This is a genomic window from Yoonia sp. 72, from assembly GCF_034652275.1.
In the GTDB taxonomy this organism is placed as follows: domain Bacteria; phylum Pseudomonadota; class Alphaproteobacteria; order Rhodobacterales; family Rhodobacteraceae; genus Yoonia.
Genome location: NZ_JAXIWG010000002.1, coordinates 735,901 through 762,627 on the forward strand (window position 1 = coordinate 735,901; position 26,727 = coordinate 762,627).

The 26,727-nt window shown below is 63.5% G+C and carries 24 protein-coding genes; 15 read left to right on the forward strand and 9 right to left on the reverse strand.

Annotated elements, in window-relative coordinates:
• The first annotated feature begins 3 nt into the window (after positions 1-3).
• Together VCK47_RS12100 and atzF are read left to right on the forward strand one after the other, a co-directional pair.
• On the forward strand, positions 4-3,510 hold the full coding sequence (locus VCK47_RS12100; RefSeq protein WP_322890602.1) for a 5-oxoprolinase/urea amidolyase family protein: 3,507 nt from the start codon (positions 4-6) through the stop codon (positions 3,508-3,510).
• Positions 3,510-5,285, forward strand: coding sequence for an allophanate hydrolase (gene atzF / locus VCK47_RS12105; protein WP_322890601.1), 1,776 nt, complete (start codon positions 3,510-3,512; stop codon positions 5,283-5,285). The genes VCK47_RS12100 and atzF overlap by 1 nt, the downstream gene beginning before the upstream one ends.
• A 42-nt stretch (positions 5,286-5,327) precedes the next feature.
• On the opposite strand, the gene VCK47_RS12110 is transcribed toward atzF, so the two are convergent.
• A complete protein-coding gene (locus tag VCK47_RS12110; RefSeq protein WP_322890600.1) occupies positions 5,328-5,789 on the reverse strand; it encodes a hypothetical protein in 462 nt (153 codons plus the stop codon).
• Complete coding sequence (locus tag VCK47_RS12115) at positions 5,786-6,856, reverse strand: isopenicillin N synthase family dioxygenase (RefSeq protein WP_322890599.1); 1,071 nt, start codon at positions 6,854-6,856, stop codon at positions 5,786-5,788. The genes VCK47_RS12110 and VCK47_RS12115 overlap by 4 nt, the downstream gene beginning before the upstream one ends.
• A gap of 278 nt (positions 6,857-7,134) precedes the next feature.
• On the opposite strand from VCK47_RS12115, the gene VCK47_RS12120 reads away from it, so the two are divergent.
• From VCK47_RS12120 to VCK47_RS12150, 7 genes are read left to right on the forward strand one after another with little or no spacing between them, the layout of a single operon-like run.
• A complete protein-coding gene (locus VCK47_RS12120) occupies positions 7,135-8,223 on the forward strand; it encodes an ABC transporter substrate-binding protein (RefSeq protein ID WP_322890598.1) in 1,089 nt (362 codons plus the stop codon).
• A 5-nt stretch (positions 8,224-8,228) separates the two neighbouring features.
• On the forward strand, positions 8,229-9,284 hold the full coding sequence (locus VCK47_RS12125) for an ABC transporter ATP-binding protein (RefSeq protein ID WP_322890597.1): 1,056 nt from the start codon (positions 8,229-8,231) through the stop codon (positions 9,282-9,284).
• The gene (locus VCK47_RS12130; RefSeq protein WP_322890596.1) at positions 9,281-10,249 is read left to right on the forward strand and encodes an ABC transporter permease; all 969 of its coding nucleotides are present in this window, start codon (positions 9,281-9,283) and stop codon (positions 10,247-10,249) included. The genes VCK47_RS12125 and VCK47_RS12130 overlap by 4 nt, the downstream gene beginning before the upstream one ends.
• Positions 10,249-11,049 carry an ABC transporter permease gene (locus VCK47_RS12135; RefSeq protein WP_322890595.1) on the forward strand — a complete coding sequence of 267 codons (801 nt, stop codon included), beginning with the start codon at positions 10,249-10,251 and terminating at the stop codon, positions 11,047-11,049. The genes VCK47_RS12130 and VCK47_RS12135 overlap by 1 nt, the downstream gene beginning before the upstream one ends.
• Positions 11,050-11,062: 13 nt before the next feature.
• Positions 11,063-11,677: a cysteine hydrolase gene (locus VCK47_RS12140; RefSeq protein ID WP_322890594.1), complete on the forward strand. Its 615-nt coding sequence runs from the start codon at positions 11,063-11,065 to the stop codon at positions 11,675-11,677.
• Positions 11,674-12,351, forward strand: a complete 678-nt coding sequence (locus tag VCK47_RS12145) for a hypothetical protein (protein ID WP_322890593.1) — start codon at positions 11,674-11,676, stop codon at positions 12,349-12,351. Before VCK47_RS12140 ends, VCK47_RS12145 begins: the two co-directional genes overlap by 4 nt.
• A gap of 1 nt (position 12,352) precedes the next feature.
• Complete coding sequence (locus VCK47_RS12150; protein ID WP_322890592.1) at positions 12,353-13,138, forward strand: MBL fold metallo-hydrolase; 786 nt, start codon at positions 12,353-12,355, stop codon at positions 13,136-13,138.
• An 82-nt stretch (positions 13,139-13,220) separates the two neighbouring features.
• On the opposite strand, the gene VCK47_RS12155 is transcribed toward VCK47_RS12150, so the two are convergent.
• Positions 13,221-14,468: a UbiH/UbiF/VisC/COQ6 family ubiquinone biosynthesis hydroxylase gene (locus VCK47_RS12155; RefSeq protein WP_322890591.1), complete on the reverse strand. Its 1,248-nt coding sequence runs from the start codon at positions 14,466-14,468 to the stop codon at positions 13,221-13,223.
• 44 nt (positions 14,469-14,512) lie between these two features.
• Between VCK47_RS12155 and VCK47_RS12160 the strand changes: the two genes are divergently transcribed.
• The 4 genes from VCK47_RS12160 to VCK47_RS12175 all read left to right on the forward strand — a co-directional run bounded on the left by VCK47_RS12160 (position 14,513) and on the right by VCK47_RS12175 (position 20,729).
• Positions 14,513-15,841 (forward strand): amidase, encoded by a 1,329-nt coding sequence (locus tag VCK47_RS12160; protein WP_322890590.1) that lies wholly within the window; start codon positions 14,513-14,515, stop codon positions 15,839-15,841.
• Positions 15,842-16,007: 166 nt separating this feature from the next.
• Positions 16,008-17,186 (forward strand): aminotransferase class I/II-fold pyridoxal phosphate-dependent enzyme, encoded by a 1,179-nt coding sequence (locus VCK47_RS12165; protein ID WP_322890702.1) that lies wholly within the window; start codon positions 16,008-16,010, stop codon positions 17,184-17,186.
• A gap of 10 nt (positions 17,187-17,196) precedes the next feature.
• Positions 17,197-20,121, forward strand: coding sequence for a DNA translocase FtsK (locus VCK47_RS12170; protein WP_322890589.1), 2,925 nt, complete (start codon positions 17,197-17,199; stop codon positions 20,119-20,121).
• A gap of 149 nt (positions 20,122-20,270) precedes the next feature.
• Positions 20,271-20,729, forward strand: a complete 459-nt coding sequence (locus VCK47_RS12175) for a hypothetical protein (protein ID WP_322890588.1) — start codon at positions 20,271-20,273, stop codon at positions 20,727-20,729.
• Between the two features lie 75 nt (positions 20,730-20,804).
• Here the strand turns inward: VCK47_RS12175 and rpsU are convergent, their stop codons facing one another.
• A complete protein-coding gene (gene rpsU / locus VCK47_RS12180; RefSeq protein WP_007206547.1) occupies positions 20,805-21,011 on the reverse strand; it encodes a 30S ribosomal protein S21 in 207 nt (68 codons plus the stop codon).
• Positions 21,012-21,118: 107 nt separating this feature from the next.
• On the opposite strand from rpsU, the gene VCK47_RS12185 reads away from it, so the two are divergent.
• Both VCK47_RS12185 and VCK47_RS12190 read left to right on the forward strand, forming a co-directional pair.
• Positions 21,119-21,817, forward strand: coding sequence for a COQ9 family protein (locus tag VCK47_RS12185; protein ID WP_322890587.1), 699 nt, complete (start codon positions 21,119-21,121; stop codon positions 21,815-21,817).
• Entirely contained in the window at positions 21,814-22,788 is a 975-nt protein-coding gene (locus VCK47_RS12190) for an NAD(P)H-quinone oxidoreductase (protein WP_322890586.1), read from the forward strand. The genes VCK47_RS12185 and VCK47_RS12190 overlap by 4 nt, the downstream gene beginning before the upstream one ends.
• A 45-nt stretch (positions 22,789-22,833) precedes the next feature.
• Here VCK47_RS12190 and VCK47_RS12195 read toward each other — a convergent pair whose 3' ends face one another.
• The 5 genes from VCK47_RS12195 to VCK47_RS12215 form a co-directional block, all read right to left on the reverse strand.
• The gene (locus tag VCK47_RS12195) at positions 22,834-23,457 is read right to left on the reverse strand and encodes a trimeric intracellular cation channel family protein (RefSeq protein WP_322890585.1); all 624 of its coding nucleotides are present in this window, start codon (positions 23,455-23,457) and stop codon (positions 22,834-22,836) included.
• Positions 23,454-23,900 carry a ribonuclease HI gene (gene rnhA, locus VCK47_RS12200; protein ID WP_322890584.1) on the reverse strand — a complete coding sequence of 149 codons (447 nt, stop codon included), beginning with the start codon at positions 23,898-23,900 and terminating at the stop codon, positions 23,454-23,456. Before rnhA ends, VCK47_RS12195 begins: the two co-directional genes overlap by 4 nt.
• Entirely contained in the window at positions 23,900-24,349 is a 450-nt protein-coding gene (locus VCK47_RS12205) for a DUF3429 domain-containing protein (RefSeq protein WP_322890583.1), read from the reverse strand. Before VCK47_RS12205 ends, rnhA begins: the two co-directional genes overlap by 1 nt.
• Before the next feature lie 4 nt (positions 24,350-24,353).
• The gene (gene ispH / locus VCK47_RS12210; RefSeq protein WP_322890582.1) at positions 24,354-25,304 is read right to left on the reverse strand and encodes a 4-hydroxy-3-methylbut-2-enyl diphosphate reductase; all 951 of its coding nucleotides are present in this window, start codon (positions 25,302-25,304) and stop codon (positions 24,354-24,356) included.
• A 67-nt stretch (positions 25,305-25,371) separates the two neighbouring features.
• Complete coding sequence (locus VCK47_RS12215) at positions 25,372-26,706, reverse strand: MATE family efflux transporter (protein ID WP_322890581.1); 1,335 nt, start codon at positions 26,704-26,706, stop codon at positions 25,372-25,374.
• Positions 26,707-26,727: the final 21 nt, after the last annotated feature.

Genomic DNA, 26,727 nt, shown 5'->3' on the forward strand with positions numbered 1-26,727 from the left:
GCCATGTTTGACAAAGTTCTGGTCGCCAATCGCGGCGAAATCGCCGTGCGTGTTATCGCGACATTGCGGCGGATGGGGATTGCCAGCGTCGCCGTCTGGTCCGACGCCGACCGTTTCGCGCGCCATGTGCGTCTGGCGGATGAGGCGGTGCGTCTGGGGCCTGCGCCTGTCGCGCAAAGCTATCTCGATGTGGATGCCGTGATTGCTGCCTGCCGGCAAACCGGCGCGCAGGCCGTGCATCCGGGTTACGGGTTTTTGTCTGAAAACGTGGGCTTTGCCGAACGGCTGGCGGCGGAAGGGATCACCTTTATCGGCCCGGATCCTGCGCATCTACGCGATTTCGGTGCCAAACACACCGCCCGCGATCTGGCGCGCAAGGCGGGCGTGCCGCTGTTGCCCGGCACCGATCTGTTGGCCGATGTCGATGCCGCCGTGCTGGCAGCACGCGAAATCGGCTATCCCGTCATGCTGAAAAGCACCGCTGGTGGCGGCGGGATCGGCATGCAGCTTTGCGCGGACGAGACCGCCCTGCGCGATGCTTTCGCCGCCGTGCAGCGCACCGCGACCGCCAGTTTCGGCGATGCGCGGGTGTTTCTGGAACGCTTCGTGGCACAGGCCCGCCATGTCGAGGTGCAGGTTTTCGGCGACGGCAAAGGTCACGTGCTGGCCTTGGGCGAACGTGATTGTTCGCTGCAACGCCGCAACCAGAAGGTGATCGAGGAAACACCCGCCCCCGGTCTGTCCGACGCGGTGCGCCGCGCGCTGCACAAGGCGGCGGTCGATCTGTGTGCCTCTGTGTCCTACGCCTCTGCCGGAACAGTCGAATTCATCTATGACCCCGTGCGGCAGGATTTCTTTTTCCTCGAGGTGAACACCCGCCTGCAGGTCGAACATCCGGTGACCGAGGCTGTCTGCGGCATCGATCTGGTGGAATGGATGGTGCGGCAGGCGGCGGGCGAATTGCTGCTGCCCACGACCGCACCCAGCCCGCAAGGGGCCGCGATCGAAGCCCGCCTTTACGCCGAAATCCCCCATGCCAATTTCCGCCCTGCGGCGGGGCGGCTGACCGAGGTCACATTCCCCGCCAATGCCCGGATCGACAGCTGGATCGAGGCGGGCAGCGATGTGACCCCCTTCTATGACCCGATGCTGGCCAAGATCATCGTGCATGGCGACACCCGCGATGCCGCGATCACCGCGCTGCAACAGGCGCTGGATGCGACGCGGATCGGCGGGGTGGAAACCAACCTGCGCTATCTGCGTGCGATTGCGGGGTCGGACCTCCTCGCCTCGGGTCAGGTGACCACAACGGCGCTGAACAGCTTTGCCTTTGATCCGCAGGTGATCGAGGTGCTGGCCCCCGGCGCACAATCCAGCCTGCAGGAACTGCCCGGCCGTCTGGGCCTGTGGCATGTGGGTGTCCCGCCCTCGGGACCAATGGATGCGCGCAGCTTTCGCAATGCCAACCGCGCGCTGGGCAACCATCCCGACACCGCCGCACTGGAACTGACTGTCAACGGCCCGACCCTGCGCTTTGCCAGTGCCGCGCGCGTGGCTTTGGCGGGCGCGCAGATGGCGATGACGCTGGATGGTGTGCCGGTCGGTCCGGTCGTTGACGTCCCTGCAGGCAGCGTGCTGGCGATTGGTGCCATCACCGGCGCAGGCCAGCGCGCCTATCTCGCTGTTGCGGGTGGGTTTGCCGCACCGCAGGTTCTGGGCTCGCGCGCCTGTTTCGCGCTGGGGCAGTTCGGCGGCCATGCCACCGGCACCCTGCGCACTGGCGATGTGCTGGCGCTGGCCCATGCGCCTGTTGGCGATCCGCAACCGTTTGAACCCGCCGATCTGACGCAGGACTGGGAAATCGCGGTGATCTACGGCCCGCATGGCGCGCCTGACTTCTTTCAGGACGGCGATATCGCCACCCTGTTTGCCACCGCCTATGAGGTGCATTTCAACTCCGACCGCACCGGCGTGCGTCTGACCGGACCCGCGCCGAAATGGGCGCGCGCCGACGGGGGCGAGGCAGGGTTGCACCCGTCCAACCTGCATGACAATGCCTATGCCGTGGGCGCAATCGACTTCACCGGCGACATGCCGATCATCCTTGGCCCCGACGGGCCGAGCCTTGGCGGTTTCGTCTGTCCTGCCGTGATTGCAAACGACGATCTGTGGAAGATGGGCCAGCTGCGCCCCGGTGATCGGGTGCGGTTCGTCCCCGCCGCCCGCGCTGTCGACCCTGTCGCTGGTCCTGCGGTCATTGGTGCCGGATCGCCCGTTCTGGGGGGTGATCCTGACGGACCCGTGCCCGTGGTCTACCGCCGTCAGGGCGATGACAACCTGCTGGTCGAATATGGCGACATGACGCTTGATATCGAACTGCGCCTGCGCGTGCATCTGCTGATGCAGGCAGTGCAGGACGCAGGCCTGCCACTGATCGACGTGACCCCCGGCATCCGGTCGCTGCAAATCCACTATGACAGCACCAAGCTGAAGCGCGGCAAGCTGCTGGACGCCTTGGCCGAGATCGAACGCAACTTGCCCGCCGCCGAGGAGGTGACCGTGCCATCGCGCATCGTGCACCTGCCGCTGTCATGGAACGACCCCGACGCCGTGCTGGCCATGACCCGCTACCAGGACCTCGTGCGCCCTGATGCGCCGTGGTGTCCGTCGAATATCGACTTCATCCGCCGGATCAACGGCCTGCCGGATGAGGAGGCTGTCCATAAAATCGTCCATGACGCGAGCTATCTGGTGCTGGGTCTGGGCGATGTCTATCTCGGCGCCCCCGTCGCCACGCCGATTGATCCGCGCCACCGCTTGGTGACCACGAAATACAACCCCGCCCGCACTTGGACCCCCGAAAACGCCGTGGGCATTGGCGGAGCCTATATGTGTATCTACGGGATGGAAGGGCCGGGGGGGTATCAGCTGTTCGGGCGCACGATCCAGATCTGGAACACGTGGCGGCGCACGGCGGCCTTTGCCGACCAGCCGTGGCTCTTGCGCTTCTTCGACCAGATCCGGTTCTTCCCCGTCTCGCATGAGGAGTTGACCGAGGCGCGCGCGGCCTTCCCCCACGGTGGCTATGACGTGAAAATCGAGGAAACGACCTTTCGCTGGGCCGACCACAAGGCTGCGCAACAAGCCGAGGCAGGCAGCATCACCGCCTTCAAGACCCGCCAGCAGGCCGCGTTCGAGGCGGAACGCGCCCGCTGGAAAGCCCTTGGGCTGGACAGTTTCGTCAGCGAGGATGGCGGGCCGGAACCCGCAACCTCCGACATCGCGGCGGGTCATGTGGGTGTGGAAAGCAGCATCCCCGGCAATCTGTGGAAATACACCGCTGCCATCGGCGACCATGTGGCGGCAGGTGATACGGTGGCGATTGTGGAATCGATGAAAATGGAAATCCGCGTGCTGGCCCCTGCGGCGGGCATCCTGCGCGCATGCGTCGCCGCACCGGGAAAGACCCTGCGCGCAGGCCAAGTGATAGCAATACTGGAGACTGACTGATGTTCCCCGAAATCCTGACGATAGAGGCTGTCCGCGCGGCCTATGCCAATGGCGCGACCCCGCTTGATCTGGCGGAGGAGATCATCACGCGCCGCCATGCGGCCTCCGACCCCGCAATCTTTATTCTGCCGGTGGCCGATGACGCCCTGCGCGCCGCCGCGCGCGATCTGATGGCAGGCCCGCGCGATCTGCCGCTGTGGGGTATTCCTTACGTGGCCAAGGACAATATCGACGTGGCGGGCCTGCCGACCACGGCGGGCTGCCCGGCCTATGCCTATGACCCCAAGGCTGATGCCACCGTGATCGCGCGGCTGCGGGCGGCGGGGGCCTTGCTGGTGGGCAAGACCAACCTTGACCAATTCGCGACAGGTCTGAACGGCACCCGCTCGCCCTTTGGTGCGCCACGGTCGGTGTTCAACGCGGATTACGTCTCTGGCGGGTCGTCGTCGGGGTCGGCGGTCGCGGTGGCCTCTGGCCTTGCGAGCTTCGGGCTGGGCACCGATACCGCCGGATCAGGCCGTGTGCCTGCGGCGTTCAACAACCTTGTGGGGATCAAGCCGACACCGGGGCTGGTGCCCAACACCGGCGTCGTGCCCGCCTGCCGCAGCGTCGATGTGGTCACGGTCTTTGCCGGGTGCGTTGCCGACGGCATCGCCGTGCGCGCGGTGATGGAGGGCGTCGATCCGGGTGACGGTTTCACCCGCGCAGCGCAACCTTTCGGCATCCGGCCCAAGCCGCGCATCGGCGTGCTGGCGGGGTCCGAGCGTGAATTCTACGGCAATGCCAGTTTCGAGGCGCTCTACGACGCCGCCATCGCACGGGCCGAGGCGTTGGGCGCCACCATCGTGCCCTTCGACTATGCCCCTTTCCGCGAAGCGGCGGCGCTGCTCTATGACGGCCCTTGGGTCGCAGAACGGCTCGCGGCGGTCGAAGATTTCTACGCCACCAATGCTGCCGATTTTGACCCGACCGTGGGCGCGATCATCGGCGCCGCGGGCCGCTACAGCGCGGTCGATGCGTTCAACGGACGCTACCGGCTGGAAGAGCTGCGCGCGCAGGTCGCCCCTGTCTGGGAGGCGGTCGATCTTCTTCTGCTGCCCACATCACCCACCACCTACACGGTCGCCGACATGCTGGCTGATCCGGTCACCAAGAACAGCCATTTCGGGCGCTACACCAATTTCGCGAACCTTCTTGGCTATGCCGCCATCGCCGTGCCTGCGGGGATCACGGCGCATGGTTTGCCCGGTGGCGTTACCCTGATCGGCCCCGCCTTCAGCGATGACGGCCTTGCACCTTTCGCCGCCGCCCTTCACCAATCCGCCGCCTGCGGCATGGGCCGCGACACGGCCGCAGCGATCCCGCCGCTCGACTCAACCGCCATACCCAAAGGCATGATCCCCATCGCCGTCGTCGGTGCGCATCTGACGGGGATGCCGCTCAATCACCAACTGACCGACGCGGGCGGGCGCTTGCTGCGCGAGACGACGACAGAACCCGCCTACAGGCTCTACGCGCTCGACGGCACTGTGCCAGCGAAACCGGGGCTGGTGCGCGCGGCGGACGGGGCCGCGATCAAGGTGGAAATCTGGGCGCTGCCGGATGCTGCCTTTGGCCGTTTCGTCACCGCGATTCCCGCCCCTTTGGGCATCGGGAAACTGACGCTGGCCGATGGCAGTGCCGTGTCAGGTTTCCTCTGCGAACCTCATGCCCTCACCACAGCCAAGGACATCACCCACTTCGGCGGCTGGCGCGCCTATATCGCGAGCCTCTGACATCGTTCGAGCCCAAATATCCCCACCGGAGGCCTGAAAGTTCTAGCGCCCCAGATGGGCATTATGCGACAGCCGCAGATCATACCCTTGCGGCAGTCGCCCCGCCCACCAGTCGAGGTAGAGCGGGCCGAAGGCCGCGATATGGGACAGGCGGTCCGGCGTGTCGGTGAACCAGAACACGGCCTCGCCCCGCCCAGTGGTTGCGACGTCGGGGAACAGATAGGCGCAGCCCAGATAGGCCCCCGCGCCGTCGCGGATGATCCATGCAAAGGACCGCCGCGCCGTGAATTCGCGGTGGTGCCAATGCAGGTCGGTCAGGTCATAGGCATATGTCAGATCATCGGGCCAACCGGGTGCAAAGAACCCGCGCAGCACGGCGGCCGATGCCATGACGGCGGTGAAATCCTCGTCCACATCGGCCCCTGTCAGCATGGTCAGGACATAGGGGCCAAGCGGCAGCACCTCGGGCACATCCAGCCCCGCAAAATCGGGATGCGGGGTCATTCGGCGACCAGCACCCGTGCCTCGCGTTTGAAGGGGTTTTCGTCGGGGACTTCGTAATCGGTGCTGAATTCTCCCTTGGCGCGTGCATCGGCCATATAGCGGAAGGCATTGACCGTCATCCGCATCAGATGTTCGCCCGCCTTGATAGGCGGATATTTCGCAATGGTTTCCGGCGTGCGGAATTGCGCCAGCGGTTCGACGATGCTGTGATAATCCAGCCCGAAGAACAAAGGCATCGAATAGCGTTCGCGCCCGATATTGTTGACGCGGTGCTGGGTGGATTTGAACTGGCCGCCGGACCATGTCTCGAAGATATCGCCGATGTTGACGACAAAACAGCCGGGCAGGGGTGGTGCCTCGATCCAGTCGTCGTCGGCATTCATCACCTGCAGACCGGGGCCGCCCTGCATCAGGATCGTGAAACATTCGAAATCCGAATGCGACGCGATCCCGACCACATCCTTGTTGGCGGGCATGTCGTTGGGGACATAGCGCAGCAGGCGCAGCTGCGACGTAGGGCAGGTGATGTGCTGCAACAACTCTGCCGGATCGACGCCAAGCTCCAGCGCCAGCGCATCCAGCAGGCGCAGGCCAAGGGCGAAGATCTCGTTATAATAGGTGCTGACCGTGTCTTTCCAGCCGGGCAGGGCGGGCCAGATATTCGGCCCCGTCATCCGCCAGCCCGCCAGGTAATCGGGATGGTCGGCAGGGGCTTCGAACGACATGTCCCAGGCTTCGTTGAAATTGATCTGCTTGGGAAAGCTCGCGCCGTTTTCCTCCAGCGGGACATAGCCGCGATGGTGGGTGGTGAAACCCGACCAGTATTTCATCTTTTCGCGGCGCGGCAGGTCGTGGAACTGTTTGGATGCGGCAAAGGCCGCGTCGATCAGCGCCTGATCGATCCCGTGGTTGCGGATATAAAAGAACCCGGATGTGCGCGCGGCATCCCCGAGCGCGCGGGCGACCGCGGCCTTTTGCGCGGGATCGCCCGAGGTCAGACCGCCAAGGTCGATCACGGGCAGGTTGGCTTCGGCGATGGTCAAGGCGTGCTGGTCGGTATCGGACATTGAAACGACTCCCTTTGAAAACGGTTGTCCCTACCGTTCTGTATCCTGCCTGCACCGGGCAAGAGCGCTGCGCCTCTGCGACCCAGCCTTAGGCGGCATGCCTGTTTTTTGTTAACCTTTGGTCAAGACTGCCTGCATTTCGCGCTAATGCAGGTGCGGCATGGCTTTGCTGCTACGCGGCATTGACAGGATCGTCACGGCTTTGGCCTGCTGGGTGGCATGGGGCGGCTTGTTGCGCCCGGCGTCATTAGATCAGTCATATTATCAGGGGAAAGCCAATGTCTCGTTACACCATGAACCGTCGCAGTCTGCTGAAATCCGGTGCCAGCGCGGGCGGCCTTGCGCTGGCCAGCAGCGTCATTGGCACGCCGCTGATTGCGCAGACCCGCAGTCTCAAGGTCGCATCCTACGGCGGCTATTTCGAAAACAGCTTCAAGGAACATGTGTTCCCCGCCTTCACCGCCGCGACAGGGATCGAGGTCGAAAGCGTCACGCAGCCCAATTCCACCGACTGGCTGGTCACGATGCAGCAGGCGACCGCCGCAGGCACGGTGCCGACGGATCTGTCGCTTTATGCGCGCGACACGATGATTAAAGCCAGCCGTTTGGGCGGGTTGATCTCGCCTCTCGACATGGCGGCAATCCCGGATGCGTCTAATCTGGATGGCTATTTCATTTTCGAGGATGGCACAGGCCCGATCGGTGTGGGTGCACTGTCGTGGTTCAGCGCCATGGTCATCAACCCCAACGAGGTCAGCGCGCCTGCAAGCTGGGCCGATTTCTGGGACAGCTCGCTTTATGAGGCCAGCCTCGGCCTGTCCAAGAACTATAATTCGCAACTTCTCGACATCATCGCCGCGACCTTCTTTGAAGGCGAGGCCACTTTTGCCACCGAGGACGGCATCGTCGCCTTGATCGAAAAGGCCGCCGAGCTGAAGCCCAATGTGGCGCTGTGGTGGACCGCCGAAAGCCAGATGGAACAGTCGATGAAGAACGGCGATGTCATTGGCGGGCAGTATTATCACGATGTGGCGCAGCTGATGGCCGCCGACGGTTTCCCGATCCAGTCGATTTTCCCGAAAGAGGGCAATCCGCAGGATTACGGATCGTGGTGTCTGTCGTCGCTGTCCGACAAGGGCGCGGAAGCGGCGGAATTCATCAACTTCACCTCGCAGCCGTCCACACAGGCGCTGATGTCGCGGATGATCGGCACGGCTCCGCTGGTGGACGCATCCATCACGGACCTGACGGCCGAGGAGTTTGCTTCGGTGTCCGGCAGCCCCGTGATCCGGCCCGCTTACGAGGCTTACCTCGACAAGGAAACCTTCATCAAGGAATCGTGGGACCGCATGCTTGCGGGGGCGTGACGGCCATGGCCGGCCTCAGCCTGAAATACATCCGCAAGGCCTATGGCGATGTCAGGGCGGTCGATAACGTCAGCCTTGATTTCGCCGATGGCGCTTTGACGGCCCTTCTGGGGCCGTCGGGCTGCGGCAAGACCACGCTCTTGCGGATGATCGCGGGGCTGGAGGACCCATCGGCCGGGTCGATTTCCTTGCGCGGGCAAGACATCACGCGCCTGCCTGCGCATAAACGCAAATTCGGGATGGTGTTCCAGTCTTTCGCGCTGTTCCCGCATCTGAACGTCAGCGACAATGTCAGCTATGCGCTGACCATCGCGGGCACACCGCGCGGGCAGGCAGCGGCACGCGCGCGTGAATTGCTGGACCTTGTGCAATTGTCCGCCTTTGCCGACCGCCGGATCGGGGAATTGTCGGGCGGCCAGCGCCAGCGCGTCGCCATCGCGCGGGCCTTGGCGCAGGAACCCGATGTGTTCCTGCTGGACGAGCCGATGTCCGCGCTGGATGCCAAACTGCGCGAGGATATGCAGGTAGAGTTGCGCCAATTGCAGCAGCGTCTGGGCATCACCACAATCGTCGTCACCCATGACCAGCACGAGGCGATGACGATGGCCGACCAGATCGTCGTCATGTCACAAGGCCGCGTCGAACAGGTGGGCACGCCACAGGCGATCTATCACCAGCCCGAAAACGCCTTTGTCGCGGATTTCATCGGCAAGGCGAATTTCTTTGACGGCGTCACCGAGGGCGGCAATGTCCGGCTGGGGACGCATCTGCTGCAGATCTCGCCGCGTGCGAATTTCATCGACGGATCACCCGTGCGCATTGCGATCCGCCCTGAAAAGGCGGCGCTGGCAGGTGCGGCGAACCGTCTGCCTGCCAAGGTGACATTCGTGCGCGACGTGGGTCCGGTGCGCGACATCCATCTGGACACGCCCATTGGTCCGATGATCGTGACCGACAGCGACAGCGGCCAGCCTTTGCGCATCGGTGATACCGTCGCCGTCGCCCTGCCTGCAGAGGCGATCCACGTCTTTCCGCGCATCGCGGATCAGGTCGCCGCATGACCGCCGTGGACAGCACCAAGGCGGAGATGACCGCTCCGGTGCCGCAGATGCGCAGGCCGTGGGGGACATGGGCGCTGGGCGCGCTGATCCTGTTTCTGGCTGTCACGCCCTTCATTCTGGTGATCGTCATTTCCTTTGGTCAAAAGATCGAAGGTGCTGGCTGGGAATGGGATTTCACCCTTGCCAATTACCAGCGGTTTTTCGTGGGCGCCCTGTGGCCCGACGAGGTGACGTTCCTGCATCTGCAACGGCTCTATTACGCGCTTTACTATGCCGTCATCGCATCTGTGCTCGCGGTCGCCACGGCGTTTCCGTTCACCTATCTGCTGACCCGCCAGTCACGGCGCGCGCAAAGCTGTTGGCTGGTGTTCATCCTTGCCAGCTTGTCGCTGTCCGAAGTGTTCATCGTCATGGGCTGGGATGTGCTTTTGTCCAACCGTTCCGGCCTGCCGATGCTGTTCGAGGTGTCGGGTGCTACCGACTGGCTGAAACGCACGGGCTGGTTCGAGGTGCTGCGCGAATGGGGCCTCGCCAATCCGCGCAATGTGAAATTCAAGACATCCGAATTCGCGACGATCCTGACCATGTCCTATCTGGTCTGGCCCTATGCGGTGATCCTGCTTTATCCCGCCCTGTCGCGCCTTGACCCCAGCCTGACCGAGGCCGCGCGCACCATGGGCGCAGGGCCGACAAAAGTGATGACATCGGTGATCCTGCCCACGGTGAAACTGCCGCTGATCGGGTCGACGCTCTTGTTGTTCGTCTTTCTGCTGGGCAGCTATGTCACCGTCGTCGTTTTCGCCGAACCTGCCAAGCAGACGACCGCCGTCGCCGTTTATGAAAGCGTGCGGGGCGCGACGCTGGACGCGCCCTTTGGGGCGGCGCAGGCGGTGGTCCTGCTGGTCACGGCGGCGCTGTTTCTGGTGCTGGCGCAATTCCTGACCAAACGATCGGAGGCCCGCTGATGCGCCGCACATTCGGCCATATCTTCATGGCGCTGTCGGGGCTGGTGCTGGCCTTGCCGATCATCGTGGTGGCGGGGGCGTCGTTGAACGGCGGACGCACTATGCTGTTCCCGCCCGAGGACCCCAATTTTGCGCGCTTCGTCGAATTCTTCATCACCGAAACCATCTGGGTGCGCGCCTTGCGCAATTCGCTGATCGTGGCTTTCGGGTCGGCAACACTGGCGGTGTTGCTCGCATGGCCGCTGGCCTATCTGCTCTGGGCCAAGGGCAGCAAGGCGTCCAAGGTGCTGGCGGGGCTGGGGTCGCTACCTTTCGCGCTGCCGCCCATCGTCTTTGGTGTGGGGCTGGGGTTCATGTGGGCCTTCGTCGGCAGTCTGGGGGCGATCTGGGTGGGCATCGTCAGCCATGCAACGCTGTTTCTGGCGCTGCCGTTGGTGACCATCTCGATTGGGTTGCAGTCCATCGACCGCGCGCATCTGGACGCCGCCGCCACCATGGGCGCGACCGAGGTGGTGACATTCCGCACCGTGATCCTGCCGCAGACCTTGCCCTATTCGATCTCGGGGTTCTTTTTTGCGCTGGTGCTCAGCTTCAACGAATTCATCGTGATGTTCTTCGTCTCGGCCTCGGCCTATGCGACCGTGACGCTGCAAATCTTCAACTCGCTGCGCAACGGCTACACCCCCACGATGGCGGTGGCGGCCGTACTCTTCATCACTGTCTCTATCGCTGTCTTTTCCGCCGTCGCCCGTTGGGGCGATCTGCCGCGTCTGATGGGCGCGGATCAATCCCGCAATTAAAGGAGGTTTCACAATGCCACGCCAACCCATGCTTGTCGGCCAGCCTGTGCTGATCGTCGTCGATATCCAGAAATCCGCTTTTATGGATTACAAGGCGGGCATCCCCGTCATGCCCGGCTACCGCGCCAATATGGAACGCGCGCGCCGCGTCGTGGATGCCGCCCATGACGCAGGTATTCCGGTTGTGTTCATTCAGGAAATCCACCGCCGCGACATGGTGGATTATGGCCGCGAACTGGACGGGACCGAGGATGTGCATTGCATGGACGGCGAACCCGGCACCCCCGTCGCGTTCGAGGAAATGGGCCGCCAGCCCGGTGACTACTTCATCCACAAACGCCGCTATTCCGCGTTTTACGGGACCGAGCTGGAAATTCTGCTGAAAGGGCTGAAGGCGCAGACGCTGATCCTGATCGGCGGGCTGACGGATGTCTGCGTGCATTACACTTTCGCGGACGGGCATCAGGGCGATTACTATTGCCGCGTCGTCGGCGATTGCGTCGGCGGGTCATCGACGGATGCGCATGAGGCGTCGCTAAAAGCGATGGAATATCTGCAGACGGGCGCTGTCGTGACCGCCGACCAGATCACCGCTGAACTGGGCCGGTTGCAGGTGGCCGCTGCGTGATAACGACCGCCGATCTGCAAGGCCACTGGCGGCGCGACTGGATCAGGGCGCCGGATTTCGAGGATACAACAACCCGCGTGCATTGGTTGCAGGCGGGGGCCTTGTTCGCCGATCTGCGGGTGCCTGCCGATCTGCCTGCGCTGCAAGGGGGCTGCCTTGCCGATCTGGACGCAGCCACGCTGCAATCCCTGCTGCGGGTCGAGGGTTTCGCGGGCGAAATCACCGTCACGGATGGCCAATGCACATGGCACCGCGCGATCAACTGGCAAGGCGCTTTGGCCCGCCCCGATGTGGGCGCGATGTGGTTCGACGGTGACGTCCTGATCGAGGATGGCGTGCATGCCGACTATCGCGAGGCGTGGCTGGCCCAATCCACCGCCCCGATGCGCGGGCATCGCATCGCGTGGGGCGACATGACCGGCGTGCTGGTGGAAAGCAAGGACCGTTTTCTGCTGGGCATCGGACCCGCGCCAATGAACCGGACCGTGCGGGATACATTCACCAGCTTCTACGCGCTTGGCACGTGGGACGGCACACATGGTATTGCCGAACTGGCCACCGACCCTTTTGCCATGGGCAAACCCGTTCTGGCCCGTGCCAATGACAGTTTTGTCTGGCATGCGCCGCTGTTTACCGGCGGCACTGAATCCCGCCCCTTGATGAAAGTCCGCTGACATGCAGCTTCCCGTCGCCGATAACTGGTTCACCGCCAAACAGGTCGGCCCCGATGTGACCCTGATCCTCGAACGCCATGTCCATGTGCTGGAACAGGCCAATATGTTTCTGGTGCAGGGCCGCGACCGCGACATGATCCTTGATACCGGCATGGGGATCGTGCCGTTGCGCCCGTTCCTTGACACGCTCCGCGCCGATCCGGAAAAGGACATCATCTGCGTGTCCTCCCACACCCATATCGACCATATCGGCGGGGTGCATGAATTCGACACCCGTCTGGTGCATCCCACAGAAGCGGACGAGATGGCAGCGCCCTCCGGCCTCAAATCGCTTTACCGGGACGACATGCCCGCGCGGCTGATCCAGACCTTCCTTGATGCAGGCTATCCGCCCTTGGACGAGGTGCTGATCGACGCGCTGCCCTATGCGGGCTATGATCCGCGGTCATATGTCTTGCGCGGCGCGCCTGCGACGGGTTTGCTGGAAGAAGGCGACACCGTCGATCTGGGCGACCACCTGTACGAGATCATCCACCTGCCCGGCCATTCGCCGGGCGGCATCGGATTATATGAACGCGCGACGGGTGTCCTGTTTGCAGGCGACGCGATCTATGACGGACCGCTGATCTATGACGGGCCCGGCATGTCGGTGCCGGATTATCTCGACACTTTCGCCAAACTGCGCGCGCTGGACATCATACTGGTCCACGGCGGCCACGACCCGAGCTTCGGGCCAGAGCGGTTGGGCGAGATCATGGATCATTACGAGGCGATCTGGCGGGGGTGACGCCGCGATCATCATCGCGCGCCTGTCGCCAGACCCGGTGCATCGCAGTCAGGGCGAAACCGGACATGGCGTAGCCAGAGACCTATCCCTGCATCAACCGTGGCAAATCGCCGTTCAGCCCCGCCGCCTGCCGCATGAAGCCGCGGCGCAGGCGGGGGGCGCTGTTGACCAGTCCCATGCCGATATCGCGGGCGGCGCGGATCAGGGGGTTATCGTTGGAAAATAACCGGTTAAACGTGTCGGTCGCCAGCGCCAGCGTCGCCGTGTCGAACCGCCGCCATTCCTGATAGCGCTGCAAGGTCTGGGCGCTGCCGATATCCTCGCCCCGGCTGCGGGCGGTTGCCAGCACATCGGCAAGCGCTGCGACATCGCGCAGACCGGCGTTCAGCCCTTGGCCCGCAATCGGGTGGATACCGTGGGCCGCGTCGCCCACCAGCGCCACGCGGTCGGCAATCAGGCTATTGGCCAGCGTCAGGTTCAGCGGATAGCTGAAGCGCGCGCCGGTCAGGTGGATATTGCCAAGGAAGCTGCCGAACGCGGGTTTCAGCGCCGCGAGGAACGTCTCGTCGTCCATCGCGACCAGCTCCTGCGCGCGGGCGCGCCGCTCGCTCCAGACGATGGAGGACCGGTTTTCCGTCAGCGGCAGGATCGCAAGCGGACCTGCGGGCATGAAGAACTGATGCGCGATCCCGCCATGCGGCTTGTCATGGGCGACGGCGCAGACGACGGCGGTCTGACCGTAATCCCAGCCGGTGCGCTTGATACCCGCGCGTTCGGCGGTGCCGGATTTGCGCCCGTCCGATCCGACCAGCAGCTGTGCGTCCAGCACCTCGCCACTGGCCAGCGTGACCTGCACGCCACCCGCTGTGACCGATTGCGCCACAACAGTTTGACCCGCCAGATGGGTGATCCGGTCGTCCGCCGCCATCGCATCAAGGAAAGCGCGGCGCAGGTGCCGGTCCTCGACCAGATAGCCCATCGGGCCTTCCTCGATCTCGGCATGGTCGAAATGCATCATCCACGGGCTGGGGCCTTCGCCCGCGCGCCCGTCGGTGACCTTGATTTCCAGCATTGGCTGCGCATGGGCGGCGATCTCGGGCCAGATGCCGATGCCGCGGAGCAGCCGTGCAGAGGTCAGTGCCAGCGCATAGCTGCGCCCGTCAAAGGCGGGGTCTTTGTGGACTGGCAGGGTCTGGCTGTCGATCACCGTCACGGTGAACCCTGCCTGTGCTGCCGCCAATGCCAAGGCCGGGCCGTTCAGCCCGCCGCCCACGATAAGGATATCTGTTTTCATAAGCCGCAATATGGGCGCTTGCGCGGGATTGTCCATGCGCCTTGGCGCCGCTACGGTCGCGCCAAACAGGAGAATGACACATGCAGGACTGGCGCTGGATGACGGCTGCGGATTTGGGGCGCGGGATTGCGGCGGGGGCGATTGACCCCGTGGCGCTGACCGAGGTCTACCTTGCCGCCATCGACGCGCATGAATACCGCGACCGGATCTATGCGCGCGTCACGCATGACCGCGCGCGCGCCGAGGCGAAGGCGGCAAGCGAACGCGCGGCATCGGGTTTCCGGCGTGGACCTTTGGACGGTGTGCCAGTGTCGTGGAAAGACCTCTTCGATAGCGCTGGTATCGCGACCGAGGCAGGCACCGCCCTGATGGCAGGCCGTGTGCCGGAACGCGATGCGAAAGTGCTGGAAACCGCCACGGCGGCGGGGCTGGTCTGTCTTGGCAAGACCCATATGTCCGAAATCGCCTTTTCCGGGCTGGGCCTGAACCCGATCACCGCCACGCCGCCTTGTGTGAATGACGCAAATGCCGTGGCAGGCGGGTCGTCATCGGGGGCGGCGGCGTCCGTCGCGTTCGGCTTGGCAGCGGCGGGAATCGGCACGGATACCGGCGGGTCGGTGCGGATCCCGGCGGCGTGGAACGACCTTGTGGGGCTGAAAACCAGCCATGGGCGGCTGTCGCTGGAAGGTGTCGTGCCGCTCTGCCTGACCTTCGACACGGTTGGCCCGCTCTGCCGCTCGGTCGAGGATGCGGCACTTTTGCTGGCCGTGCTGGAAGGGTCGCGGCCCGTCGATCTGGGTGGCGCCGACCTGACGGGCATGCGGTTGATGGTGCTCGATACCATCGTACCCGAGGATGTGCGCGACGCGCCCCGCGTGGCGTTCGAGGCCAGCGTGGCAAAATTGCAGGCGGCGGGTGCGCAGATCGAACACCGCTATTTTTCGCAGCTTTTCGATGCGTTCAATGTCGCGGGCAACCTTTATGCCGCCGAAAGCTATGGCTGGTGGCGTGATCTGGTCGAGGCGCATCCTGAAAAGATGTTTCCCCAGATCCTGGAACGTGTGCGCGGCGGCAAAACCGTATCCGGCCCCGATTTCGTGGCAGGCTGGAACTTGTTGCGCCGGATCCGCAAGGAATATGCCGCCGAGACCGCAGCGTTCGACGCGGTGATCATGCCCACCGCGCCGCTTTTGCCGCCCGATGCTCAACGGTTGCTGACGGACGATGCCTATTACAAATCTGAAAACCTGCTCGCCCTGCGCAATACGCGCGTAGCGAACCTGCTGGATGTCTGTTCCATCACCCTGCCCACGGGTGTGCCGTCCTGCGGGATCATGTTCAACGGGCAGACCGGAACCGAGGCGCGCCTGCTGCGGCTGGCAGCAGCGGCATCGCGGGTGTTGGGATAAAAGATTCTGGCCTCCGGCGGGGATATTTGGGCTCGAACGATGGGCAGAAGCCGTCTGAAAAGCCACAAATTCCGGTTCCTGCAAGGCTAGTTCTGGACACAAGCGCCTTTGCTACGTTAGTTTGATGTCAAAGCGGGGCGAAATGATCCCGCGAATTGAGGCAGTTATGGATTTTCCCGCGCGGTTTTCGGACCTTCCGGTTGCGACTTGGCCACGCCTGCGTGCGCTTTTGGACGTGCCCACCCAAGCTACCGACGTCATCAACATGACGATCGGCGAGCCGCGCCATGCCTTTCCGGCCTTTGTCGGGCCGTTGCTGGAACAGCATCTCGGCGGGTTCAACAGCTATCCAAGCAACGAAGGTCAGACCGATCTGCTGGAGGCGATGGCGGGGTTCCTGCAGCGCCGTTATGGGCTGGATGTGCCGACCGACCGCATCATCGCGCTGAACGGTACGCGCGAGGGGCTTTACAACGCTGCGATGGCGCTGTGCCCCGAGATCAAGAACGGAAAGCGGCCCGTGGTGCTGATGCCCAATCCGTTTTATCCGGTCTATGGCGTCGCCGCGATGTCGGTCGGGGCGGAGCCTGTCTATGTCGCCGCGACATCCGCAACCGGCCATCTGCCAGATTTCGCAAGCCTGCCTGCCGAAACGCTGGACCGCACGGCGATTGCCTATATCTGCTCGCCTGCCAACCCGCAGGGCGCTGTGGCGTCTGAAACCTACTGGCGCGATCTGATCGGGCTGGCGGAAAAGCATGATTTCATGATCTTCGCCGACGAATGCTATTCCGAGATCTACCGCGATGGGCCGCCGCCCGGTGCGTTGGAAGTGGCGGCAGCGATGGGTGCTGACCCAGACCGCGTGCTGATTTTCCAATCCCTGTCGAAGCGGTCGAACCTGCCCGGCTTGCGCTGCGGGTTTGCAGCGGGTGGCGCGAAATCCGTCGCACGGTTGCGCCAGTTGCGCGCCTTTGCGGGCGCTCCTTTGGCTGGCCCGTTGCAATCGGTCGCGGCGGCGGTCTGGGCGGATGAAGCGCATGTGGTGGAAAACCGCGCGCTATATCACCGCAAATACGAGATCGCCGACGAGATCCTTGGCCATGTGTCCGGTTACCAGTCGCCGCAGGCGGGGTTCTTCCTCTGGCTGCCGGTGCCTGATGGCGAGGCGGCGGCGGTCACGCTTTGGCAGCAAACCGGCGTGCGGGTTCTGCCGGGGGCGTATCTGAGCCGCGATGTCGCGGGCGAGAACCCCGGCCACGGCTATATCAGGGTCGCTCTGGTGGCCCCGACACAAGAAATGCAGCGCGGTCTGACACTGATCCGCGACTGTCTGTACACATAGGAGATACCAGATGGCATCTTACCAGTCCCGTCAGCGCGACCCGCTTTTCGACAGCACCACGCAGGCCGCGTTGGAAAAACGCAGCCGCGAGCTGGTGGGTCTTGCGCTGATCGTGACGGGTGCCTTGTTCTCTGTCGTGATCGGGACCTATTCGCCGGACGATCCAAGCTGGATTTCCGCGACCGACGCGCCGGTGCAGAACTGGCTGGGGCATTTCGGTGCGTCGATTGCAGCGCCCCTGATGATGGTGATCGGCTTGGGGTCGTGGATCATTGCCGCGACGCTGATCGCGGCGGGCGCGCGCTTCGTGTTCCACTACGGGCAGGAACGGGTGATCGGGCGTGCGATGTTCGCCCCTGTCGGTGTCGTCGTGGCATCGGTCTATGCGGCCACACTGGCGCCGTCGCAAGACTGGCCTGCCAATTTTGGCATGGGCGGTTTGTTCGGCGATACCGTGCTGGGCGTGCTGCTGACGGTCCTGCCGTTCGGCACCGTGTTCGGGGTCAAGCTCTTGTCATTCTTGGCAGCCGTCCTGATGGTGGCGTTGCTGACCTTCCTTCTGGGGTTCACCCGTCCCGAACTGCGCAAGGGATTGCGGTTCGTCATGCTGGGGACCGTGCTAATCTATGATTTCCTGATGCGTATGATCGGCAAGGGTGCTGCCCTGTCGGCCCAAGGCGCGCAGGCGGCCAGTGCCGCCGTGCAGGCCCGGCGCGCGCAGCCCAAGATGTTCGATGACCCCTATGTGTCCGATGAACCCGTCCGCAGGCCGCAGCCTGTCGTCGCGCCCGATTTCGAAAGCCGCCTGCGTGCTGCCGCTGTTCTGCGCGCGCGCCCCGTGATGGAGGATGACGAACCCCCTGTCACCGCCCGCCATATCCCTGCGGCACCGCCACCGCTCGCCGCTCCTGTGCGCCATGTCGCGCCAGAGCCTGCGACCGCGACTGGCGGTTTCCTGTCCGGCCTGTTGCGCCGCAACGATCCCATGCCGGAGCCAGAGCTTGTCACGCGCGAACCGCGCCTGACCGATACCGATACCGCGCCGGACACCGCCCGTGTCAGCGCACGCATCGCTGATGCCATCCGTAGCCGTGCCGCGCCACCCTCGCCGACGGGTGTGCGGATCGAGCCGTCGCTGACCGCAGGGCGCGGCCCGAAACCGCTGGTCTATACGCCCTATCCGCCGCTGGTCACACCAGAGCCGCAGCAGGAAGAGACTTTGGTCGAGGATGACGAGGACGAGGGCGACGCGCCCTATATGGCGACACCGCACAGGCCGATCCCGCAGGTGACGATCCCGCCTGCGCCACCTGTGATGGAACCCCGCGCCGTCGTGCAGCACCCGCCCAAACGCCCGGTGCAACCATCGCGGCAGGCCGTGGCCGAGGCGCAGCCCGCGCTGAAATTCGACGATCCCTATGCCGATTACGAACGCCCGCCGCTGTCGCTTTTGACCAATCCGATCGAGATCACGCGCCACCATCTGAGCGACGAAGCGCTTAGCGAAAACGCCCGCATGCTGGAAAGCGTGCTGGATGATTACGGCGTGAAGGGTGACATCGTCGCCGTGCGCCCTGGCCCTGTCGTGACCATGTACGAGCTTGAACCCGCACCGGGCCTCAAGGCCAGCCGCGTGATCGGTCTGGCTGATGACATTGCGCGGTCGATGTCGGCGCTGTCGGCGCGTGTGTCCACCGTGCCCGGCCGGTCGGTCATTGGGATCGAACTGCCCAATGAGAACCGTGAAAAGGTCGTGCTGCGCGAGATCCTGTCGCACCGCGATTTCGGCGACGGCAACCAGAAACTGCCGCTGGCGCTGGGCAAGGATATCGGCGGCGAACCGATCATCGCAAACCTTGCAAAGATGCCTCACCTGCTGATCGCGGGGACCACGGGGTCGGGGAAATCCGTGGCCATCAACACGATGATCCTGTCGCTGCTCTACAAGCTGACGCCGCAGGAATGCCGGATGATCATGATCGACCCCAAGATGCTGGAACTCAGCGTCTATGACGGCATTCCGCATCTGCTGTCCCCCGTTGTGACCGATCCGAAAAAGGCGGTTGTCGCGCTCAAATGGGTCGTGGGCGAGATGGAAGAACGCTATCGCAAGATGTCCAAGATGGGCGTGCGCAATATCGACGGCTTCAATGGCCGCGTGAAGGAAGCGCTGGGCAAAGGCGAGATGTTCAGCCGCACCGTGCAGACAGGCTTTGACGACGAAACCGGCGATCCGATCTTCGAGACCGAGGAATTCCAGCCCGAAGTCCTGCCCTATATCGTCGTCATCGTGGACGAGATGGCCGATCTGATGATGGTGGCGGGCAAGGAAATCGAGGCCTGCATCCAGCGACTTGCACAGATGGCGCGGGCGTCCGGTATCCACCTGATCATGGCCACACAACGCCCGTCGGTCGATGTCATCACTGGCACGATCAAGGCGAACTTTCCCACACGCATCTCGTTTCAGGTGACGTCGAAAATCGACAGCCGCACGATCCTGGGTGAAATGGGCGCCGAACAACTGCTCGGTATGGGGGACATGCTTTACATGGCGGGCGGGTCCAAGATCATGCGCGTCCACGGTCCCTTTGTCAGCGATGAAGAGGTCGAGGAGATCGTGAACCACCTCAAGGGCTTCGGTCCACCCGCCTATATGTCCGGTGTGGTCGAGGGGCCGTCCGATGATCAGGAAAGCAGCATTGATCTGGTGCTGGGTCTGGGCGACGGGTCCGATCTGGAAAACGCGCTTTATGACACGGCGGTCGCCATCGTCATCAAGGACCGCAAATGTTCCACCAGCTACATCCAGCGCAAACTGGCCATCGGCTATAACAAGGCAGCGCGTCTGGTCGAGCAGATGGAAGAGGAAGGCGTCGTCAGCGCGGCTAACCACGTCGGCAAGCGCGAGATTCTGGTGCCGGAACAGCACTAGGCATTCGCCAGTTGAGAAGCTGAGTCTTCGGCAACCAGTGGCGCGAACTTGTGGCAGATCACTTTGCCAACGCGGTTACATTTTCGTTGCAAAAAGACGTCATGAGATGTCGTATGGGGCGGTCTTTGGCTAAAACCGGACAGTGACGCATGATTACGAAATACGGGCTCAAGATCTTAGAGTACCTCCTTTACGGGCTTGCGCTGCTGTTTGCGGTGCCGCTGGCAAAACCTGACCTGATCTCGATTTTGACACCGACCGATTTTGCCGCGGCCTTGTTTCTTTTGCTGGGTATCGGAGTCTTGGTGCCGCGGGTGATCGCGTATCTTTCATGGCCAAAGGTTGTGGCGCGTGTCGGCCCGTATCGCGGCACCTGGGACGGTGAAAAAAGTGCAAGATACACTTACAGGATAGGCAATCAGACTTATTCCCATGCAGTTCGCGCGATGTGGGGCAGCGAAGAGATGACGCGCCTGCAGGTTTGCGTCAATCCGCATGCGCCATGGGTCAAATATCCGGTCTTCTGGAACGTCTGGCTATTCGGGGCAACGATGGTCGCTTTTGGCGTGTTTCTTCTTGTCAGCGGCATCCAGTTTCTAGGCTGGTGATATTGGCCCCCCAAAACAAAAAACCCCCGCTGCTTGCGCAATCGGGGGTCAATCGTTTCAACGATCGGGGATGCTTTACAGCATGCCTTCGCGTTGCAGTTTCTTCCGGGCCAGCTTGCGCTGACGGCGGATCGCTTCGGCCTTTTCACGGGCTTTGCGGATCGACGGCTTCTCGAAATGCTGCTTGAGCTTCATTTCACGAAAAACGCCTTCACGCTGAAGCTTTTTCTTCAGAGCACGCAACGCCTGATCGACGTTGTTATCACGAACACTTACCTGCATGTGGTTTTCACCACCTCTCTAAGTTGGATTTGCAAAATTGCAGGAGTTGGCCGTCTAGCAAAGATGGACTAGTTTGTCCAGTATGCCCGCGAACAGGAGGCCAGACGATGACGCAGACACCCCTCGACCCCGTCAAGCAGCAGTTGCTGGATGCCATTGTGCCGCATGTGGCCTTTGACGGCTGGGCGCCTGTCGCCTTTGACGCGGCCATCGCCGACAGTGGCGTTGATCCCGCATTGGCCCGTACGCTCTGCCCGCGTGGTGCGATTGATCTGGCCATCGCGTTTCATGAACAGGGCGATCAGGCGATGGTGGCCGCGCTGCATGCGGCTGACCTGACGGGCATGCGGTTTCGCGACAAGGTCGCCCATGCCATCCGCCTGCGCATCCGTGCGATCCCCGACAAAGAGGCGGTGCGCCGTGGCACAGCCCTGTTTGCCTTGCCGCACATGGCTGCCGATGGTGCGCGGCTGATCTGGGGCACGGCGGACCAGATCTGGACGGCCCTTGGCGATACCTCTGACGATGCGAACTGGTATACCAAGCGGCTGACCCTGTCGGGTGTCTATGCCTCGGTCGTGCTCTACTGGCTGGGTGACGATTCGCTGGGCGGGCAGGCGACGGATGCCTTCATCGACCGGCGGATCGACGACGTGATGCAGTTTGAAAAGGTCAAGGCGCAGGTGCGCGACAATGCCCTTCTGAAACCGCTGACCGTCCCGCTGGGCAAACTGATGGCGGGCATCAAGGCACCCCGCCGCGACGTGGACCCTGACCTGCCGGGCGTCTGGCGCGACCCGACATGATGCAGGCCATCGAGATTACGCAGGCGGGCGGGCCAGAGGTGCTGGCCCTGACGGAACGGCCCATGCCGGAACCGGCCCACGATCAGGTCGTCTTCAAGGTCGCCTATGCGGGTGTGAACCGCCCCGATGCCTTGCAGCGCGCGGGGCTTTACAACCCGCCTGCCGGTGCGAGCGACCTGCCGGGGTTGGAGGCTGCGGGCGAAATCGCGGCTGTTGGCGCGGGTGTGACCGATTGGAAGATCGGTGACCGCGTCTGCGCCCTGCTGCCCGGTGGCGGCTATGCGGGCTATGTTGCAACCCCCGCCGCGCATTGCCTGCCGGTGCCCGCTGGTCTGACATTGGCGCAGGCAGCCTGTCTGCCCGAGACGTTTTTCACCGTCTGGTCCAATGTCTTTATGCGCGGTGGTTTGCAGGCGGGCGAGCGGTTTCTGGTCCATGGCGGCAGTTCCGGCATCGGCACAACGGCGATCCAGCTGGCGCATGTCTTTGGCGCGCGGGTGTTCACCACCGCCGGATCGGATGATAAATGCGCGGCTTGCGTGGCACTGGGCGCAGAGGCCGCGTTCAACTACCGCGACGCCGACTTTGTTGAAAAAATGAAAGAGGTGGGCGGCGCCGATCTGATCCTCGACATGGTCGGCGGCCCGTATATCCAGCGCAATATCGCGGCTTTGGCCGATGACGGGCGGCTGGTCCAGATTGCATTTCTGCAAGGGCCGAAAGTGGAATTGAACCTTGTCCAGATGATGACCCGCCGTTTGACGATCACCGGATCGACGCTGCGCCCGCAATCCGACCTTGCCAAGGCGCGGATTGCGCAAGACTTGCGCCAGCATGTCTGGCCGCTCATTGCTGCGGGCCGTGTGCGCCCTGTCATGGATCAGGAATTTGCCTTGGCCGATGCCGCCGCTGCCCATGCGCGGATGGAAAGCAGCGCGCATATTGGCAAGATCGTGTTGAAGGTCGGCTGAGGCACAAAATTTTTCGACGAAAAATTTTACCTGCCGCTCCGGCGGTTACTGGCGCGGCGGATAGGCTTTGTAGACCGCCAGTTTCCAGCCAAAGGCCAGACTTCCTGCGCGCAAGGCAAATGTCACGCCCGCACAGACCAGCAAGGCCAGCGGTGTCGCAAGGCCAAGCGCCAGCGCCAGCAGCGCCGCTATCCCGCCTGCCAGCGCGCAGGTGACGTAAAGCTCGCCCTGTTTCAGGACCAGCGGCACTTCGTTGCAGACAACGTCGCGCATCAGCCCGCCCATGCAGCCGGTGATGATCCCCATGATCACGACAATCCCGAAAGGCTGGTCCAGTGCCAGCGCCACGGCCACACCTGCGGGCACGGCAAAGGCCAGCGCGCAGGCATCGAGCCACAGGATCGTGCGATAGCGGCTTTCCAGCAGATGCGCTGTCCAGAACACGCCAAAGGCCGCGATGGCCGCAACGCCGATATAGGTGGGGTCGGCCACCCAGAAGACGGTGTCGCGGTTCAGGATCACATCGCGGATCGTCCCGCCGCCCACTGCCGTCAGGCTGGCGATGAACACAAATCCCACGATATCCAGCTGCGCGCGGCTGGCGACCAGTGCCCCTGTCAGCGCAAAGACAAAGACCGCCGCGTAATCAAGGACCATCAGCAGGGTCATGGCTTGAACGGGGCCATGCCCGCACGTGCCAGTTCGTCAGCGCGTTCGTTTTCGGGGTGGCCTGCATGCCCTTTGACCCATTCCCAGCGGACCTTGTGACGTGCGGCGGCGGCGTCAAGCCGTTGCCACAGGTCGACGTTCTTGAGCCCGCCTTTCTTGGTCCAGCCGTTGCGTTTCCAGCCGTGGATCCACTTGGTTATCCCGTCTTTGACATAGGCGCTGTCGGTCACAATCGTGATTTCGGACGCGCGTGCCAGCGCCTCCAGCGCCGAAATCGCGGCCAGCAGTTCCATGCGGTTGTTGGTGGTCAAGGCCTCGCCACCTTTCAGCGGGCGTTCCTTGACGACCGTATCGCCGTCGCGCGCGACCAGCAGCGCGCCCCAGCCGCCGGGGCCGGGATTGCCCGAACAGGCACCGTCCGTATAGGCGTAAAGCTCTGCCATCACAGCACCAGCGGCAGGAACGACAGAACGACCAGCGCGGTCAGCAGGCCGCGCAGGTGCATCCACCATTTCGGCGCAAGACCCATCTGCCAGAAATGCCAGTCCAGCAGCAAAAGCCCGAGGAAACCGACAATCAGGTTCACCGCCGCCCCAGTCGGGCCGCCGCCCGTCATGAAAAACGCCCAAAGCGCGGGGATGACCGACAGGATGTAACTGGCGGTGGCTACGCGGCCCGTCGCCTTGGTGGCGAAGCCCCACAGCACACCCGACATGAACGACAGGATCACCGCGCCATAGAACAGCTGCACATAGGGGCCTACGAAACGCGGCCCGATATTGGTGATGCCCCATTGCCCAAGCTCGGGGCGCAGCACGGTCAGTGCGCCCCAGAAAAACGGGATCAGCCCGGCAAGGCCAAGCAACAAGGCGGAGCGGGGGATGGCCTGCATCAGATTATGCCGGTTCCCGCAACACGCGCGGCACTTTGAATTCGACGTTTTCCTTGGCGGTTTCCACCATTTCCACCGTCACGTCATAGCGGTCGCGGAAGGCGTCGATCACTTCATTAATCAACACTTCGGGGGCGGATGCGCCGGCCGTGATGCCCATCGACCGGATACCATCCAGCGCGCGCCAGTCGATATCGGCCGCGCGCTGCACCAGTTGCGAATAGCTGCAACCCGCACGCGCGCCGACCTCGACCAAACGGCGGGAGTTGGACGAATTGGGCGCGCCCACGACCAGCATGGCGTCGCATTTGGGGGCCATCGCCTTGACCGCTTCCTGCCGGTTGGTGGTGGCGTAGCAGATGTCTTCTTTGTGCGGGCCGATGATCGCAGGGAAACGGGCCTGCAAAGCGGCGACGATATCGGCGGTGTCATCGACCGACAGCGTGGTCTGCGTCACGAAGGCAAGGCGCGCGGGGTCGCGGACCTGTACGGTCGCCACATCAGCGACGGTTTCGACCAGCAGCACCTCGCCCTCGGGCAGTTGCCCCATCGTGCCGATGGTTTCGGGGTGGCCTTCGTGGCCGATCATGATCATCTGCAAGCCGTTGTCGGCATGGCGCTGTGCTTCGATATGCACCTTGCTGACCAGCGGGCAGGTGGCATCGACATAGATCATCTCGCGCTTGGCAGCCGCCGCAGGCACCGCCTTAGGCACGCCGTGGGCAGAAAAGATCACAGGGCGGTCGTCAGGACATTCATCCAGTTCTTCGACAAAGACCGCGCCTTGGTCGCGCAGGGCATCGACGACGAATTTGTTGTGCACGATCTCGTGGCGCACATAGACCGGCGCGCCCCATTTCTGGATCGCCATTTCGACGATCTTGATCGCGCGGTCCACACCGGCGCAAAAGCCGCGCGGCGCTGCCAGATAAAGCGTTAGGGGCGGTTTGGTCATCGCATTCTCCTGCTTGTGCCAGAGGTAAAGCCTGACGCCGCGCGGGTCCAGCCCTTGCCGTTCGCAATCAGCGATTTGCCGCAGCGGTCAGCCGCCAGAACCGCACTGGCAGGATTGCGGCAACAAAGCCGATGCCGATCCCGTAACCGGCCCAGACGCCAAGTGGCCCAAGCTCTGCCCAGAACCCCAGTGCCGCCGCCAGCGGCAAGGCGAACAGCCAGTAGCTGACAAGGGTGAACCGCGTCGGCCAGACGAAATCCATGATCCCGCGCAGCGCGCCAAGCGCGGTTGCTTGCACCCCGTCCACGACTTGGATCAGCGCCACGATGATGAACATCGCCGTGGCAAGGACAACGACGCTGCTGTCGTCGGACAAGGCGGCTGCAATCCGGCCCCCCAGCAGGATCAGCGCAATCGTGACAGCGACCATCCAGATCGTGACGATCCCGATGGCGGCCACCGCGATGGGGCGCAGCCGCGCAGGGTCACCCGACCCGCTGGCCTGTCCGATGCGGATCGCCACAGCCGCCGCCATGCCCAAGGGCAGCATATAAAGAACGCCGCCCACCGCCTGCACGATCTGGTTGGCGGCGAGGGCTGTCGCCCCGAAGATGCCCAGCATCAGCCCGACCATGGCAAAGGCCGCTCCTTCGCCGGTGTAACCGATGGCCAGCGGCAGGCCGCCCCAGGCCAGCCTTTTGCGCAGCGCCGCATTGGGGCGCGCGCGCAGCAAACCTTTGCGCGCCAGCCAGCCGATCGCGACCAGCAGGGCCAGCGCTTCTGCGATCAGGCTGGCCAGTCCCGCGCCGATCAGCCCCAGCCCTTGCCAGTCACCGATCCCCCAGATCAGGACATAATTCAGCGGAATGTTCAAAATAACCGCCAGAAAAGCGAAACCCGCAGCCGTCCACGGCCGGTCCATCGCGTTCAGGACCTGACCGATCACCATCAGCAGGGCGACCGGCACCAAGAGCGCCGACATCGCCAGCCAATAGGGTGTGATGACCGCGAGGACTTCGGCGGGTTGCCCGATCAGCGGCAGGACAAACAGGATCAGGACCATCACCACGGCCCCCACAAGACCCGCGCCCACCGCCAGCCCAAGGCCCGCGCGCAAGGCTGCAGCCACGGCATCCGCCTGCGCGCCGCCGTGCCGGTGCGCGGCTTCGATCCCCACGGCAGAGACAAAGCCGTAGATCGCGGAATAGAAGATGATGATCGCCGCCGTCGTCAGCGACGCAGCAGCAAGCGAGATGGTGCCAAGCGGTGCGATCATGATCGTGTCCACCACGCCAATCAGCGTCGACGCCGCAAGACCCGCCACAATCGGCAGGACAAGCCGCAGCAGCGGCGCGACTTCGGCCCTTGCGGTGGCTTGGGCGGGGCGGGTGATCGTCGACATGTTGAAAGACCGTTCAGAAAG

Excerpts from the sequence above, each read along its gene's own strand:
- VCK47_RS12100 (WP_322890602.1), top strand. The coding sequence starts at position 4 with ATGTTTGACAAAGTTCTGGTCGCCAATCGCGGCGAAATCGCCGTGCGT.
- atzF (WP_322890601.1), top strand. The coding sequence starts at position 3,510 with ATGTTCCCCGAAATCCTGACGATAGAGGCTGTCCGCGCGGCCTATGCC.
- VCK47_RS12110 (WP_322890600.1), bottom strand. The coding sequence starts at position 5,789 with ATGACCCCGCATCCCGATTTTGCGGGGCTGGATGTGCCCGAGGTGCTG.
- VCK47_RS12115 (WP_322890599.1), bottom strand. The coding sequence starts at position 6,856 with ATGTCCGATACCGACCAGCACGCCTTGACCATCGCCGAAGCCAACCTG.
- VCK47_RS12120 (WP_322890598.1), top strand. The coding sequence starts at position 7,135 with ATGTCTCGTTACACCATGAACCGTCGCAGTCTGCTGAAATCCGGTGCC.
- VCK47_RS12125 (WP_322890597.1), top strand. The coding sequence starts at position 8,229 with ATGGCCGGCCTCAGCCTGAAATACATCCGCAAGGCCTATGGCGATGTC.
- VCK47_RS12130 (WP_322890596.1), top strand. The coding sequence starts at position 9,281 with ATGACCGCCGTGGACAGCACCAAGGCGGAGATGACCGCTCCGGTGCCG.
- VCK47_RS12135 (WP_322890595.1), top strand. The coding sequence starts at position 10,249 with ATGCGCCGCACATTCGGCCATATCTTCATGGCGCTGTCGGGGCTGGTG.
- VCK47_RS12140 (WP_322890594.1), top strand. The coding sequence starts at position 11,063 with ATGCCACGCCAACCCATGCTTGTCGGCCAGCCTGTGCTGATCGTCGTC.
- VCK47_RS12150 (WP_322890592.1), top strand. The coding sequence starts at position 12,353 with ATGCAGCTTCCCGTCGCCGATAACTGGTTCACCGCCAAACAGGTCGGC.
- VCK47_RS12155 (WP_322890591.1), bottom strand. The coding sequence starts at position 14,468 with ATGGACAATCCCGCGCAAGCGCCCATATTGCGGCTTATGAAAACAGAT.
- VCK47_RS12160 (WP_322890590.1), top strand. The coding sequence starts at position 14,513 with ATGCAGGACTGGCGCTGGATGACGGCTGCGGATTTGGGGCGCGGGATT.
- VCK47_RS12165 (WP_322890702.1), top strand. The coding sequence starts at position 16,008 with ATGGATTTTCCCGCGCGGTTTTCGGACCTTCCGGTTGCGACTTGGCCA.
- VCK47_RS12170 (WP_322890589.1), top strand. The coding sequence starts at position 17,197 with ATGGCATCTTACCAGTCCCGTCAGCGCGACCCGCTTTTCGACAGCACC.
- VCK47_RS12175 (WP_322890588.1), top strand. The coding sequence starts at position 20,271 with ATGATTACGAAATACGGGCTCAAGATCTTAGAGTACCTCCTTTACGGG.
- rpsU (WP_007206547.1), bottom strand. The coding sequence starts at position 21,011 with ATGCAGGTAAGTGTTCGTGATAACAACGTCGATCAGGCGTTGCGTGCT.
- VCK47_RS12185 (WP_322890587.1), top strand. The coding sequence starts at position 21,119 with ATGACGCAGACACCCCTCGACCCCGTCAAGCAGCAGTTGCTGGATGCC.
- VCK47_RS12190 (WP_322890586.1), top strand. The coding sequence starts at position 21,814 with ATGATGCAGGCCATCGAGATTACGCAGGCGGGCGGGCCAGAGGTGCTG.
- VCK47_RS12195 (WP_322890585.1), bottom strand. The coding sequence starts at position 23,457 with ATGACCCTGCTGATGGTCCTTGATTACGCGGCGGTCTTTGTCTTTGCG.
- rnhA (WP_322890584.1), bottom strand. The coding sequence starts at position 23,900 with ATGGCAGAGCTTTACGCCTATACGGACGGTGCCTGTTCGGGCAATCCC.
- VCK47_RS12205 (WP_322890583.1), bottom strand. The coding sequence starts at position 24,349 with ATGCAGGCCATCCCCCGCTCCGCCTTGTTGCTTGGCCTTGCCGGGCTG.
- ispH (WP_322890582.1), bottom strand. The coding sequence starts at position 25,304 with ATGACCAAACCGCCCCTAACGCTTTATCTGGCAGCGCCGCGCGGCTTT.
- VCK47_RS12215 (WP_322890581.1), bottom strand. The coding sequence starts at position 26,706 with ATGTCGACGATCACCCGCCCCGCCCAAGCCACCGCAAGGGCCGAAGTC.